This is a genomic window from Stenotrophomonas sp. 05N37, from assembly GCF_056397365.1.
This window is the reverse complement of sequence record NZ_JBFTNG010000001.1, coordinates 101,161-115,625: the sequence shown is the minus strand read 5'-3', so window position 1 is coordinate 115,625 and position 14,465 is coordinate 101,161. Positions and strand designations below refer to the sequence as shown.

Sequence of the window (14,465 nt, the reverse complement as noted above, 5' to 3'; positions counted from 1 at the left end):
CCTTACAGGGTGGCCGCGCCGCCGGAGACGGTGAGCAGTGCGCCGGAGGTGTAGCTGGCGCTGTCGGCGGCGAGCATCACGTAGGCCGACGCGAGCTCGGCCGGTTGGCCGGGGCGACCGAAGGGCGTCTGGCTGCCGAACTGCTCGACTTCTTCCGCGGCCATGCCGGCGGGAATGAAGGGGGTCCAGATGGGGCCCGGCAACACCGCGTTGACCCGGATGCCCTTCTCGGCGAGCAGACCGGCCAGGCCGATGGTGAGATTGGCGACCGCGCCTTTGGTGGCGGAGTAGGGCAGGATGTTGGGGGTCGGCTTCTTCGAGTTGACCGAGGCGGTGTTGATCACCGAACCGCCGTCCTGCAGGTGCGGCACGCACAGGCGGGTCAGGTTGAACACGGCATGCACATTGGTATCGAACGTCTTTCGCCAGTCGTCCAGGGTGATGTCGTCGAAGGATTCGTAGTAGCGCTGATACGCGGCGTTGTTGACCAGGATGTCCAGGCCGCCAAGTTCGCGGGTGACCTGCTGGATGAGTGCTTCGGCCTGGGCGTCATCGCTGATGTCGCAGGGGCACAGCACTGCTTTCTGGCCTGCTTCCTCGATCAGCGCCGCAATGCTGGCCGCGTCCTTCTCTTCACCCTTTAGGAATGCGATCGCCACATCCGCGCCTTCGCGGGCGTAAGCGATGGCCACTGCTGCACCAATGCCGCTGTCTCCGCCGGTGATCAGGGCTTTCTTGCCCTGCAACAGGCCGTGGCCTACGTAGCTTTTCTCACCGTGATCCGGGCGCGGATCGAGCTCGTCGGTTTTGCCAGGGAATGACTGCTGCTGGGGCTTGAACGGCGGTTTTGGATAATTGGGCACGGGCATCGGCTGAGCCTTCATGGGATCGAAGAAGGCCCAGTGTGCGGATGCACGAGTAAACGTCGCGGCCCAGTGGCGTCGATGGGATGTGCAGGGTCTGCACCCGACGGAGGGCTCTGTCGGGGCTTGGCAGGGCGGGTTTGAGCCGATTGCTCCGAGCGGTTACGTGCACGGGCATTGCCATCGTCACTGATGTCCGTGTGACCTGCACGGGAGGGAATTGAAATGAAGTTCACTCCGGCCTTGGGTTCGGCCTTACTGTTTGCGGCCTCGGTGATCGGCGTCATTCTTTGTGGCGTCGTCTTTCCCAGGGCCTTGTCGGCCACCGCAGACGCGGTGATCAGTCCGTGGATGCTCAACGGGCTGCTGTCGGGCATCGGCGCTGTCGTGAGTGCGCCCTTTGGCTGGAGAGGCTTTATCAACCGGCGTGCCAGTCGAAAACAGCCCTTGGGGATGCGACTGCGTATCAGCGCTCCAGGGCGTCGATACTTCGTCGAGCGCGGTGTACCCGAAGGGCACACCCGATGGGTCCTTCAGGTTGCGCTGGCCGCGTCGCCAGGGGACGCCCTGTATTCTTCACAATTGCCGCTCGGGAAGCGTTCCATGTATTCGGCAAAACGGGCGCCCGAGATCGCCTGGCGTGTTCCGCATTTGGGGCACGTGAGCGCCGCCCCTCCGCCGTCGAACGCTTCCAGGCTGGGTGGCGCGGTGGCCCTGAAGATGTGTCGGCACGTGCTGCACTGGACCCGGACGAACTCGATCTCAGGAAAGGCATGCTGAGCGGTTTTCGTTGGGCTGCAGCACACTTCAAACAGGTAGAACAGGCCAGTGTCTGGCATGGGTGTGTCCTTGACGACTACGGTGCACGGTGGAGCGAAGGACCGTCTGCTCGGCGCATGGTCTCACAGGGCTGGATGCTGAATGCGCGCCGCCCTTGAGCGCGGCGCAAGGGGCGTCATTGCGCCGGTCTCCCGCCTGGCCGGGCGACGGGTTGTAAAATGGCCCACCGTGAACGCGTGGCCGAGGCTCATCGCAATGCCCTATACGAACAGCGACGCGCTAGAGCGGCTGCGCGATCAGATCCCGTCCTTCCGGTGCATCGTCGGCTGCCACGACTGCTGTGGCCCGGTCACCGTGTCGAGCGAGGAGATGGCGCGCCTGCCGGTGAAAAGCGAGGCCGAGCACGACGCTGCGCTGGCCGAACTCAGTTGCCCCTACCTGGGCAAGCAGGGCTGCGAGATCTACGCCGAGCGCCCGCTGATCTGTCGCTTGTTCGGGACCACCCCGCGTCTGCGCTGCCCCAATGGCCAGCGGCCGGTCTATATGATCGATGAGGCGGTGGAGGAGGAGATCCATCATTATCTTCGCAGCACGCGGCAGGTGCTGCTGTAGCTTGGCGGGACTGCGGGTTATTGGTTCGAACGAGCGTTGCCGAAAGCGCTGAGGTCGCCACGGCAACCGCATCGATCGCCAGGTCACCGGCGACGTTCTCCTGCAGGAAGCCTCCCGCCCTGGCGACTTACGGCGACACCGGTTGAACGATGCAGCGTTCCCAGTAGCCGGCAAGCTGGGCCTTCCTGCGCTCGCCGAGTTCGCTGCCGAGGGCCTGCTGTATCCCGGCCGCCTCTGCGCCACGCCCGGTACGGTGCAGCTCCCGTGCCGTTTCGAGCAGGGCCCGTTGGCGCACGGTGAGGTTGCCGAAGGGATCGAAGTAGGAATCCAGGCGCGCGGCGTCGGTCAACCCGGTCCAGGTGAAGCGCGCGTCGCCCGCGTCTGCGGCGATGGCGCGATAGCGGTTTACCGCCATGGCGGGGGTAATGCGTGCTTCGAGCAGGTCCAGGCGTGTTTCCATCAGCCGGGCCTCGGGCGAGTCCTGTTCCGCCTTGAGTGCCTGCACGGTGTCGCGGACAAACGCGCGATCGATGTTGCCAGTGGCGGATTGGACGCCCAGAAGGTTGAAGCTGGCGACCGCCACCCGATAGTCACGGCGCTCCTGCTGGCGCACCTGCGCCTCGGTGGGCTTGCCGAGGCTGGACGGCTGGGCGATGCGCAGGTCGGCGGCATCGGCGAGGATCGCTTCGATATCGCGCTTGTGGAACTCGCCGACCACCACTACCACCGTGCCGCCAGGATGCGCCTTCGCTGCTGCGGCCACCCGCTGGGCCTGCAGGTAGGTGCGATAGAGATACAGCCTGCGTGGCAGATCATCGGTTGCGCGCTTGGCCGGGGTCGCGGCCCACTGCGCGATGCGCGCCACGTTGCTGGCGTCGTCGGCGTGGAAGATATCCCGGGTGAGATGGCTCGGGGACGGGAACGAAAGGAACTGCTGGAATCCGTTGGCCGGGCGCAGTTCCGGCGCTGCGCCCAGGTCCAGGCCGAACCCGAGCCGGGCGTCCTCCACCGGCGGCTCCCAGTCGATGGGGCACAGGTCGATCCCGTTGCGCCGGGCGAAGGGGACCACGAGGTCCTGGACCTCGTAGGTGAACTCGTAATAGTCGTTGCGCGCGAAAGCCTCGGGCGAGCGCTCGATGCAGATCGCGTCGGGCTTGGCATGCGCCAGGAAAGCGGCAAGCAGGGCCGGCCGATCATTGCGGGCCACGAGCTGGGCCGCGTGGTCCACGCCCAGTACGATGACGGTTGTCTTCCCGTCCACTGGCCTGGATGCAGCTCCAGCCGCGCCAGACATGAGCAGCAACGCCAAGGAGAAAAACAGACGCTTCACACGCGCTCCTTCAATTCCATGTGAGTTCCAATCTAGCGCGCACAAGGCGCTGGCTTCCTGTGCCATTGGTTGTAGTCACGTGGGCCACGTCGACAGGGCAACGACGTGGCTACAGAAGCCAGAGTGCGGCGAGCAACGCGGGCGGCATCACCAGGATGCCCAGGCGCAGGAAGGTCAGCGCACTCACGTCTTCGCCTTCGCGACGAAGCGCGACCAGCCAGAGCATGGTGGCGAGCGAGCCGGTCACCGACAGGTTGGGGCCGAGGTCCACGCCGATCAGCAGGGCGGCGCGGGTCTGCGTCGGCAGGTCGGCCATCTGGCCCAGCGAGCCGGCCACCAGGCCGATCGGCAGGTTGTTGGCCAGGTTGCTCAGCACGGCGGCCGCGCCACCGGCCAGCCAGCTGGCTTCACCGGGCGAGGTGCGTGCAAAGGCTTCCAGTGCGTCGGCCGCGAGGCGAATCACCCCGGTCTGCGCCACCGCCTCGACCAGCACGAACAGCCCGGCAACCAACGGCAGCACGTTCCAGGAGACATGCCGCAGGATCGGCAGCGGGCTGCGGCGCTGGCGCAGACGGATGATGGCCAGGGTGGCCGCACCGGCGCAGAAGGTGGTCAGGCCCAGCGGCCCGTTCATCGCCGAGGTGACCAACAGCACGCTGCCGGTGACACCGACGCCGATCGCGCACAGGCGTCCGCCATCGGACAGGGGCCGTTGGTCGGCCACGGCCGCCAGCGGCGGGGCGATCTGGCGCCGATGCGCCATGCGCAGCACCAGGTAGGTGACCCCGATGGCGGCCAGCGAGGGCAGGGTGAACTGCCGCAGCCATGCGGCCAGGGAGGGCATGTGATCGCCGAAGACCACCAGGTTGGCGGGATTGGAAATGGGCAGCACGAAGCTGGCGGCGTTGGCCACGAAGGCACAGACGAACAGATACGGCAGCGGGTTGGCGCGGGCGGCCTTGCAGGCGGCATAGACCGCCGGCGTGAGCACCACGGCGGTGGCGTCGTTGGAGAGGAAGACCGTGACCAGCGTGCCCACCAGGAACACCAGGTCGAACAGGCGTTGTCCCGAGCCCTTGGCGTGCTTCACCGCATACGCGGCCAGCCAGTCGAACAGCCCTTCCTGCCGTGCCAGTTCGGCCAGCACCATCATGCCGATCAGGAAGAGGTAGACGTCGGCCCCTTCGGCCACGGCGGCGATGGCTGCGTTCCATGGCAGCAGGCCGGTGACGGTCAGCAGCGCGGCCGCGCCCAGTGCCCAGGCGTATTCGGGAACACGCCACGGGCGAAAGATGACACCGCAGGTGGCGACGGCGGTGACCGTCCAGATGATCAGGGACGTGGTTGGAATGTGCATCAATGGCTCGGGAAACACTCAAAGGCTGGCGTTGGACGCCGGTGTTGCGGGTTCGGCGGTGGTATCGCTGGCCTGGGGCCGGGTCTCCGGCATGGCCATGGCCAGGACGAAGGCCAGGGCAGCGATGGCCGCCAGGGTCAGGAACGCGACATCATACCCAGCGAACTGCACGATCAACCCGGCCAACCCCGGACTGAGGGCGGCGCCCAGCCCGAATGCGGTGGACACCGCGCCCAGGGTGACGTTGAAGCGACCGGTGCCCTGGGTCAGGTCACTGACGATGACCGGGAGCAGGGCACCGAAGATGCCGGCACCAATGCCGTCGAGCAGCTGCACGCCCAGCAGCCAGGCGGGCGCGTCGGAGAAGGGATAGAGCACGCCGCGGATCGGCAGGATGAGGAACGCTGCCAGCAGCAGCGGCCTGCGTCCCCAGGCGTCGGCCCGGTGTCCGACCAGCAGCGCGGCGGGCACCATGACCAGCTGTGCCGCCACGATGCAGGCGGCGGTGAGCGTGGTGGCCAGCGCCGGGCTGGTCTGGGACAGCTTCTGGCCCACCAGCGGAAGCATCGCCGCATTGGCCAGGTGGAACAGCGCACAGCAGGCCGCCAGGGTCATCAACGTTCGGTTGTGCAGCAGCCGCAGGACCGAGACGGGCGCTGGCGCGTCCTGGCGGGGGGAGGGCAACCCGCGCGCGCGCTCGTGGTCGATGGCCGCCGACGGAATCATCAGCACCGCCGCGATGCTGGCCAGCGTCATCGCCGCCATCAGGTAGAACACCACGACCGGCCCGCCCACATACGCCAGCCCGCCGGCCAGCACCGCGGCAACCGCGTTGCCTGCATGATTGAAGGTTTCGTTACGCCCCATGCGCCGTGCGAACACGCGCGCGCCGCCGATCCCCAGCGAGATGGCCGCGATGGCCGGGGCGAAGACCGTGCCGGCGACCGCGCTCACCGCCTGGGTGATGGCGACGAGGGTGAACGACGTGGTCCATGGCAGCACCAGACAGCTGACGGTGACCAGCAGCGCGGCGATCACGATTGTTGCCCGCTTGGCGTTCACCCGGTCGATCAATGCCCCTGCGGGCGTCTGCGCGACCAGGGCGGTGAGCCCGGCCACGGTCATGACCGCGCCGATGCTGGCCGGTTCCCACTTGTGCACCGCCAGCAGGTAGATCGCCAGGTAGGGCCCCAGTCCGTCGCGCACATCGGCAAGGAAGACGTTGACCGCGTCGAGCGCGCGATCCGGCGCGCGGGACGACTGCAGGGCGGGCGGCGATGGATTCACGTGCGGAGGTTTGATCGCGGGGTCGGCACGTTATGCGCGCGCGTCCGTGACGGCCGTGTGGCGCGGGGGAGCGTGCTCGCTGGCGACCGTTGTTCAGCGTTTGTGCACCGGCTGGATGGTCGCCATGCCGCCCTGTGGGCGTGGCGCCGAGGCGCTGCACCCGGCAAACAGACCCAGCGCATTCTCCCGGCGATTTGCTGTTGCAGGTTGGGCGGAAGGTGGTGGTCTGTGCAGGTAACGTTCAACGCAGCTCCGCCCATGGCTGCCGATCTCACGCAGCACGATCAGCGCATCATTCTTCGTGGCAGCCGCGCGCGCACCGCGTTGCTGGTGCTGGCAAGGGATTGCGCGGGCACGTCAATGGCGAACCGGACGCACAGCGCCCCACCCGCCGCTGACAATGAAATCGAGCACGCCCACCACCAGCAGCGACGCACCTACCAACGGGAACAGCACCCCGCCAACGCACAGCAGCGCGAACACGATGGCCACCGTTCGCCGTTGCCTGGGCAATGCAGGCACGCCCATGTTGCCGATCGGCCGCCGCTTCCACCACATCACCGCGCCGCTGATGCACAGCATGAGGATCGCGGCGCAGGCGGTGAGCAGGAACAGGCGATTGACCGTGCCGTATTCCTGCCCCAGGTGCACGTTGATCCCCCATTCCAGCCCACGCCCCAGCGCGCCGTAATCGGCGTAGCCCATGTCCAGCAGCACGCGGCCGCTGTACTGGTCCAGGTGCACCACGCGCTGGCCTGCGAGGTCCTCGGGGTAGACCGAGGCGGTATACACGCCCATCGGACCGCGCGGCAGCGCCACGCTGTAACCGGGTGCCAGGCCGAGGCCGTTGAAGCGTTGCAGCGCCGCGTCGATGCCGATGCTGCCGGGTTGGGCGGAGAGATCGCCCAGTGCGCCTCCGCCGTGCCCCTCGTGCCCGGCGTGCCCGGCGTTCCCGCCGTGGCCATCAACGGGAGCGTGGTCGGCGTGGGGCAGGGAGGACACCGGCAGTTGCGCCTGCTGCATCGACCACGTGGGCGTGCTGGCGTCGGCCAGCCGCTGATGCGACATCGGCACCTGCACGCGCACGCCGGCCGGATAGCCGTAGTCCTGCCCGTTGGCCCACGCGTTGACCTGCTTGCCCCACACCACCGACCAGGGCATGCCGGTGACCGCGAGGAACAGCAGCACCAGCCCTACCCAGACGCCGGTCACCGCATGCAGGTCGCGCCAGAACAGGCGCTGGCCCGGCCGCCCACGCACCGTGCTGACGCCGCCTTTCCGCCCTCGCGGCCACCACAGGTAGACACCGGTCAACACCAGCAGGATGGCCCAGCCGGCGGCGATCTCGATCAGCGCACGGGCATAGTCGCCGAGCAGGTCCAGGCTGTGCAGGCGGCGTACGACGCCGGCGAACGTGCCCTTGTCCGGCAGGTGCCCGAGGATGCGCGCCGAGGCGGGGTCGACGTAGTAGACCTCGCGCCGACCGTTGGCCTCCAGCACACCGATTTCCACGCTGCCATCGCGGCGCTCCGGGGTGGTGTAGCGGAACACTTCGCCACGGGTGAGGGCGGTGACGGCGGCGATCTGGGCGCTGGGACGTGTGCGGGCGTGCCGCGGGTCCTCCACGACCTTGAGGTCATGATGGACCCAGCGGTCTATCGGCTTCTGGTAGAGGTAGACCGCACCGGTCAGCGCCAGCCAGGCAATGAACGGCAGCACGAACAGCCCGGCATAGAAGTGCCAGCGCCACACCGCGCGGTAGAAGCGCCAGCGATCGGGCGACGGCGGCGAGGTAGCGGTATCCATGTCAGAGCTCCCGGGTCCAGCTCAGGTAGAGCGCGCGGCCGTCCCCCGGCGAGTAGCCGGACGAACCGCTGTCATACCACGCGTAGACGTAGAACCGGTCGGTGGCGTTCTTCAGTTGCAGGGCCAGGCTGTTGCGCGCATCCAGGCGGTAGCTGGCGCTCAGGTTCAACAGCGCATAGCCGCCGTAACGGCCCAACGTGTTGGTGCGCTCCACGAAGTAGTCGCCCTGGCCGTTGCCCCAGGCACTGAAGGTCCAATCGGGGGTGGGCGTATATTCCACGCCGGCGGTGGCCAGCCAGTTCGGCACGTTCTCGATCTGCCGGCCACGGGTCTGCGGTGCGCCGGGGTCGGGTATCTGGATCACCGCTTTCTGTCGCGAGTACGACGCCCACGCGCGCCAGGCCGCGCTGGCCTGCCAGGTGAGCTGCGCGTCCCAGCCGCGGCGCAGGGTTTTGCCGACGTTGCCGACCTCGTTGCTGCCTACGCTGCCGTTGACGCCGAGGATGGTGGCCACCTCGTCGGAGGCGTGTTGTTCCCAGTAGGCGAGGCGGGTCTGCAGGCCCTGCACGGGCGCCCACGTCAGCCCGGTCTCCCAGCCTTCGTTGATCGAGGCCGACAGATTGCCGGGCTGGGTGCGGTAGGCGCCATTGCCGCTGCCGATCTGGAAGGTGCGGCCCCAGTTGGCGTAGGCCGTGGTGTGGCTGCCTACGGCATAGGAGATGCTCAGCTTGGGCTGCCTGATCAGGCCGTAGTCGTACACCGGGGCGCGCGTGCCTGCGGCAACCGCGCGGAAATCGCCGTCGATGTGGTCCACGCGGTAGGCTGGCACGATCTTGAGTGCATCGACGGGGCGGATCACCGCCTGCACGTAAGCGCCGCGGGTGTCCAGGTCGAAATCCCAGTCGCGCAGCGTCGCCTGGCGCTCGCGTGCCGCGGTGCGGTAGCGGCGCGCGGTGTTGTCCTGCCATTGCCCGTCCACGCCGGCATCGAGCACGACCTCGGCCAAGGCGGTGTTGGGGCGCCACGTGGTGGTGAGGATCAGCCCACGCTGGGTTTCATCGTTGAAGCGCTCCTGCTGCGCGCCGCCGGCGGTGAAGGTGACCCAGCGCTGGTTGCGGTAGCTGTTCTGGTAGGCCTTGGCGTTCCAGTGACCGGCGCTGCCAAGCGCGCCATCGGCATGCAGGGCGGTCTGGACGGTCTCGCGCTCACTGCGGTCATCGCGGGCGTAGGCCGGGGACTGGTTGGGATTCGCTTGCACCTCGGGGTAGCTGAGGTAGCCGGCTTCCAGCGCGGCGTTTTTGTAGTAGCGGCTGCTGAGGCCCGCTCGCCAGCGGTCCTCGGGATCGGTGTAGAACCACTTGCCGGCGAAACTGCGTTGGGTGCCATCGGCGTGGTCGCGCTCGCCGTCCGCGCCGCGCCAGCCGACGAAGTAGTTCTGCGACCAGGCCCCAGTCTCGAATCCTTTGGCGAGTTGCACGTCGCGGGTGCCGAAGCTGCCGACGGTGACGCTGAGTTGGCCGTCGTTGCCACCCTGGCGGGTGAGTACGTTCACGTCCCCGGCGATGGCGTGCAGGCCATAACGGGCGTCGTTGGTGCCGCGCACGATCTCCATCGCGCTGATATCCAGCGGGAATACAGCGTCGAGGTACGGCATGCCGCCGGCATTGTCGTTGCTCGGGATGCCGTCGATGAGCAGTTTGACCGCGTTGATGCGGCCTTCGCCGTTGAAGCCCCGGAAGGAGAAGCGGCCTGCATCGGTGCCCATTTTGAACTGGGTGACCTGCACGCCGGGCGCGTTCGTCAGCAGCTCCCAGCTGTGATCCACCTTCTGCTGCTGCAGCAGGTCGCCGCCGATGATGTCCACCGAGGTGAATACCGAGCGCGCCGACAGCTCGCGGTCGGCAGCGGAGCGGGCCTGGACGGTGCCCAGGGTGAGTACGGTGCCGTCCTGGGCAACGGCCCGCGATGGCAGCATGGCCGCGCACGCGAGTGCGGCCAGGATCGCCTGGGAAAGCAGGCGGGGAAGGGGAAGTGTGTTCATGGTGCACAGCGTCGAGATGCCGCGACCACCGGGTGATCGAGACAGGCAGAAGAGCCGGCGTGCTAGCCGGAGGCTGGAAAACACGTGCTGGATCCAGCACGCCGCACATGCCTCCACGCCGAAGCGGGGCGTGCGGACGCAAGGGTCGGGTAAGGCGCGGTGCGTGCGCCCCGTGCCCGTTGCCGGATCAGCAGCCGAGGGCGGCTGGCGGGCCGCGTGCTCCCAGCGTGCCCGTGGGAGGAGCGCGCCGGGCAACCACCCGCCCGGCCAACGCGCGCAGGATCGCCGGCCACAGCGCACTCCAGAACAGGAGGGCGACCAGCAGGCTGATCATCCGCGCCGCGATCAGGCAGTAGTCGCAGTCCACGCCCATGTCATGCTCGGCGTGGGGATCGGGGGACGCGGGCGTCGTCGCTGCCTTGGAGGTCGCAGCCTCTGCGTGGTGATCCATGCCATGCGCCGTGCCGTCATGCGCCATGCCGTGATGCATGGGGTGGGCAGCCGGGGTCACGGGGCCGGACGACGCGTGATGCACCGCCATCGGGTGTGGGGTTTGCAACGCAGTTGGTACAGGATGCGCGAGTGCCCGGCTGATCAGCGGGGCGACCACCATCAGGAGCATGGCCAGGCATGCCCAGGCGTGAAGCCAGCGGTGGAGAACGGGTGCGCGCACCGCCCGGATTCTAGGCCATATCCGGCGCCCTACACGGGAATCAGGCCGGGTTTACGCCGGATTGCGACGGTTTGTCGCACCTGGATGGGGATGCTGTGCAGCGCGGGGCGATCCCGGCGCGGCGCGACAGCCACTGCTCCTTTGCCGAAGCGCAGGAGCAGCGCGCCTGCGTCAGCGACGGGCGTCGTCCTTGGCCTTGCCTACTTCACTCTGGACCTTGCCCACGTTCTTCTGGACCTTGCCCTCAAGTTCCTGGCCCTTGTCGCCCGTGACCTTGCCGGCGACTTCCTTCACGGTGCCCTTGACCTGGTTCTTGACACCTTCGGTACGGTTCTTGTCCATGTGCAGTATCTCGCTATGTCGCCCTGAGTGGGCGTGGCCATGCTGCTTGCAGGGGGCGTGTGGCGTGAGTGAAATATCGGCGGATTGCGCAAACCCATCCCCAACGGTTCAGGGTTGCGCAGCGCGCGTGCATGTTTCCGGGTGCGGGCTTCGCGTGGGCTGCATCGCCTCTGCACCCGCGCTCCACATCGCGGCACCTAGAGTGGCCTGCATCCCACCCTCCATGGCGCGCCCGCGTGAACCAGCAGACCTTCGTTTCACATCCGCTCCCGCGGCGCGCGATGCCCGATAGCTGCCACTTCGATCTGCTGGATGTGAGCGCGCTGCAGGACCCCTGCAGCGGCCGCATCGTGCACCTGTATTCGATGGTGGCGCGCTGCCTGTCCTGCGAGGTGATCTTCAAGGCGCAGGAGGGGCAGGGTTTCGTGAGCACGTCGGTAGCGCGCGTGCTGCGCTGCCCCACCGGGTGCGGCCAGCAATCGCTGCGCGGCGCGGCGCTGCGCCAATGGCGCGCGCAACCGGCCTGACACGCAATGCGCCCTGGAGGATCCAGGGCGCGGGTGTCGCGTGTCACCTGCAGATCAGGAGGGCAGGTCCCATTTTGACTCGCTGGCGGGCGCCTGCTTGTAGATCGCGCCGGCGAAGTCCACGTGCAGCTCGGTCCATTCGCCCGCGTCACGCTGGGCCAGCAGCTCGAAGTGCTTCGGCTTGCGCTGCGGTGTGCCGCTGACCGTCCAGCCGGCCTTCTTCACCGCCGCCACGACGCTGCGAGCATCCGCAGGTGCATCGGGGTGAGCGTGCTTGGGCCCGTGATGCGGCTTCTTGTGTTCCACCTCGACAAAGCTCCCGCCTTTCCTGGCGATGCGGGCCACCTTGATTTCCGATGGGCGTTGCTCCCCTTCCAGGCGGACGGCCAGCCCCGGCGCGAGCGCGAAGGCCTCCGCGCCCTTCGGGCCGAGGTCTGCCAGGTAGGCCTGCTGGTCGCACATCACGGTGAACCGATGGGCGAAGACGTGCTCGATGACGCCGGCGATGGCGATCTTTTCATGGTGCGGCATGCATTTCTCCTGAGAGCGCCCAACCGCGGGCGCTCTCCATCAATGCGGGTCAGGGCCGGGGTTTCAAGCAGTGGCCGGTTGCCCTGCCTTGTTCGTTCATCATCGAGGGTGGCCGGCCTAGCAGGCCGCCACGGCCTGCGCATGCGGCAGGCGGGCGTGGCGACGCACGGCGACCGGCTCGAGGGTGAACGCCGCCACCGCATGCCGCAGCCCCGACGCCTGGACATTGAGTTCGGCGGCGGCCGCGGCGGCTTCTTCGACCAGGGCGGCATTCTGCTGCGTGGTCTCATCCATGCGGCCCACGACCGCGTTGACCTGCTCGATGCTGGTGGCCTGCTCGCGCGATGCGGCGGAGATCTCCTGCATGATGTCGGTCACCCGCTGGACGCTGGTCACCACCTCGCCCATGGTGGCACCCGCGGCGCGCACCTGCAGGGAGCCCTCGGCCACCCTGGCCGAGGAGTCGTCGATAAGTGCCTTGATCTCCCTGGCCGAACCGGCCGCGCGTTGCGCCAGGCTGCGCACTTCGGCAGCGACCACGGCAAAGCCACGCCCCTGGTCGCCGGCGCGCGCGGCTTCCACCGCGGCATTGAGGGCGAGGATGTTGGTCTGGAAGGCGATGCCGTCGATCACGGTGGTGATGTCGGCGATGCGGCGGGAGGCGGTTTCGATGCCGTCCATCGTGCTGACGACCTCGCCCACGATCTCCCCGCCACGACTGGCCACCACGGCGGCGTCGATGGCCAGGCGATTGGCCTGGTCTGCCGAGGCGGCATTCTGCCTGACGGTGGAGGTCAGTTCTTCCATCGACGCGGCGGTTTCTTCCAGGCTGGCGGCCTGCTGTTCCGTGCGTTTGGACAGGTCCTGGTTGCCGTTGGACAACTCGGTCGCCGCATCGGTAATCGACTCGGACGAGACATGGATGCGGCGGACGATATCAGCCAGATTGCCGGCGGTCCGGTTCGCATCGGCGCCCATGGCGGCAAAGACACCGCGGAAGTCGCCCTCCATGCGTGCCGCCAGGTTGCCCGATGCGACCGCGTTGAGGAACGTGGACAGTGCCGAGAGGTTCTGCTCGGCGGTGCCCATCAGGCCGTTGAGGTTCTCCACCATGGCGCGGAAGTCGTACTCATAGGCCTCCGGTTCGCCGCGTGCCGAGAAATTGCCCTCGGACGCGGCGTGGGTGAGCTGGCGGATGTCGCGGTTGATGGCGGACAGGTTGGCCTTCACCCGGTCCATGGTCTCGGTGATGATCGCCTTTTCGCCGGGCAGGCGTTCCATGTCGTCGGCCAGGTCGCCCACCGCGTAGCGCCCGATCAGGCGCACCAGCCGCATCTTGATGGCGATATGGGCGTCCACGATATCGTTGGTGTCGCGCACCATCACGCCGAATTCGCCGGGATAGGCGCTGGCGTCCATGCGGTAGCTGATTTCGCCCCGTTCGTGCCGGGCCGTCATGTCGCCCAGTTCCGTGATGACGCGCCGGATGCGCTGGCGCATCTGCTCCATGGCCTCCAGCAGCTGGCCGGCTTCGTCGCCCCGACCGGAGCCCATCGGCGTGTCCAGATTGCCTTGGCTGACATCCCGGGCGGCCTGCAGGGCCGTGCGCAACGGGCCGACCACGCTGCGCGTCAGCGCGATGGCGATGACCGTTCCCAGCGCCAGTGCCAGCACCGTGGCGCCGATCATGAGCATGGCAAAGCCGCGCGCGGTGGCCGTCACCTGTTCCGCCGTGGTGGCGCTCTTGGCCTCCTGCCAGTCGATGAAGGCGTTGATCGAGGCCAACCACGCCACGAAGGCCGGTTTGGCCCGGGTGAGCATCAGCGCCTTGGCCCCCTCCACATCGCCCGCCTCGCGCCGCCTGCTGACGTCGGTCAGCAGGGGTAGGGTGGCGACCTCGTTGGCACGGATGGCGTCCAGCAGGCCGGCTTCCTTGCCGTCGGTGCTCGCCGCGATCATCGCCGACAGGGGCGTGGCGGCGGCCGCGTAATCGTGGGCGAGGCGATCGATCTGGCGCGTGAACTCGGTCCTGGCCCGCGGGTCGTCACTGAGCACGACGTCGCGCAGCGCGATCGCGCGATCATGCACGCTGCCCCTGAAATTGATGGCCAGGCGCTGCTTGACGGCGTTGACGTCGTTGATCGTGTGCAGGTCATTCTCGATGAGGTGCACCCGATGGATGCCGATGAGGGTCAACACGACCATCAGGCCGATGACGGCGGAGAAGCCGACGGTCATGCGCTGGCCGACGCGGAGTTTGCTGACAAGGTGCATGGTGGGGGTAGCCTGGGGAGAGGGCGGGGATGGGATGTCGAG

General features: G+C 67.8%; 13 protein-coding genes. 3 read left to right on the top strand and 10 right to left on the bottom strand.

Annotation, left to right across the window (positions count from 1 at the left end):
• Nucleotides 1-2: 2 nt before the first annotated feature.
• Nucleotides 3-869 carry an SDR family oxidoreductase gene (locus tag AC1DGC_RS00510; protein ID WP_478046982.1) on the bottom strand — a complete coding sequence of 289 codons (867 nt, stop codon included), beginning with the start codon at nt 867-869 and terminating at the stop codon, nt 3-5.
• Between the two features lie 219 nt (nt 870-1,088).
• On the opposite strand from AC1DGC_RS00510, the gene AC1DGC_RS00505 reads away from it, so the two are divergent.
• Nucleotides 1,089-1,643, top strand: a complete 555-nt coding sequence (locus AC1DGC_RS00505) for a hypothetical protein (protein ID WP_478046981.1) — start codon at nt 1,089-1,091, stop codon at nt 1,641-1,643.
• Nucleotides 1,644-1,784: 141 nt separating this feature from the next.
• Nucleotides 1,785-2,255, top strand: coding sequence for a YkgJ family cysteine cluster protein (locus AC1DGC_RS00500; protein WP_478046980.1), 471 nt, complete (start codon nt 1,785-1,787; stop codon nt 2,253-2,255).
• A gap of 127 nt (nt 2,256-2,382) precedes the next feature.
• Here AC1DGC_RS00500 and AC1DGC_RS00495 read toward each other — a convergent pair whose 3' ends face one another.
• The 7 genes from AC1DGC_RS00495 to AC1DGC_RS00465 form a co-directional block, all read right to left on the bottom strand.
• A complete protein-coding gene (locus AC1DGC_RS00495) occupies nt 2,383-3,585 on the bottom strand; it encodes a hypothetical protein (RefSeq protein WP_478046979.1) in 1,203 nt (400 codons plus the stop codon).
• A 109-nt stretch (nt 3,586-3,694) separates the two neighbouring features.
• The gene (locus AC1DGC_RS00490; RefSeq protein ID WP_478046978.1) at nt 3,695-4,942 is read right to left on the bottom strand and encodes an arsenic transporter; all 1,248 of its coding nucleotides are present in this window, start codon (nt 4,940-4,942) and stop codon (nt 3,695-3,697) included.
• 18 nt (nt 4,943-4,960) lie between these two features.
• Entirely contained in the window at nt 4,961-6,229 is a 1,269-nt protein-coding gene (locus AC1DGC_RS00485) for an MFS transporter (protein ID WP_478046977.1), read from the bottom strand.
• 357 nt (nt 6,230-6,586) lie between these two features.
• Nucleotides 6,587-8,035 carry a PepSY-associated TM helix domain-containing protein gene (locus tag AC1DGC_RS00480; RefSeq protein ID WP_478046976.1) on the bottom strand — a complete coding sequence of 483 codons (1,449 nt, stop codon included), beginning with the start codon at nt 8,033-8,035 and terminating at the stop codon, nt 6,587-6,589.
• Between the two features lies 1 nt (nt 8,036).
• A complete protein-coding gene (locus AC1DGC_RS00475; RefSeq protein WP_478047464.1) occupies nt 8,037-10,010 on the bottom strand; it encodes a TonB-dependent receptor in 1,974 nt (657 codons plus the stop codon).
• Nucleotides 10,011-10,263: 253 nt separating this feature from the next.
• On the bottom strand, nt 10,264-10,698 hold the full coding sequence (locus AC1DGC_RS00470; protein ID WP_478046975.1) for a DUF2946 family protein: 435 nt from the start codon (nt 10,696-10,698) through the stop codon (nt 10,264-10,266).
• 222 nt (nt 10,699-10,920) lie between these two features.
• Nucleotides 10,921-11,091 (bottom strand): CsbD family protein, encoded by a 171-nt coding sequence (locus AC1DGC_RS00465; RefSeq protein ID WP_259203067.1) that lies wholly within the window; start codon nt 11,089-11,091, stop codon nt 10,921-10,923.
• A gap of 236 nt (nt 11,092-11,327) precedes the next feature.
• On the opposite strand from AC1DGC_RS00465, the gene AC1DGC_RS00460 reads away from it, so the two are divergent.
• The gene (locus tag AC1DGC_RS00460; protein WP_394163470.1) at nt 11,328-11,618 is read left to right on the top strand and encodes a hypothetical protein; all 291 of its coding nucleotides are present in this window, start codon (nt 11,328-11,330) and stop codon (nt 11,616-11,618) included.
• A gap of 54 nt (nt 11,619-11,672) precedes the next feature.
• On the opposite strand, the gene AC1DGC_RS00455 is transcribed toward AC1DGC_RS00460, so the two are convergent.
• Nucleotides 11,673-12,149, bottom strand: coding sequence for a hypothetical protein (locus AC1DGC_RS00455; RefSeq protein WP_478046974.1), 477 nt, complete (start codon nt 12,147-12,149; stop codon nt 11,673-11,675).
• A 117-nt stretch (nt 12,150-12,266) separates the two neighbouring features.
• A complete protein-coding gene (locus AC1DGC_RS00450; RefSeq protein ID WP_478046973.1) occupies nt 12,267-14,423 on the bottom strand; it encodes a methyl-accepting chemotaxis protein in 2,157 nt (718 codons plus the stop codon).
• Nucleotides 14,424-14,465 lie beyond the last annotated feature (42 nt).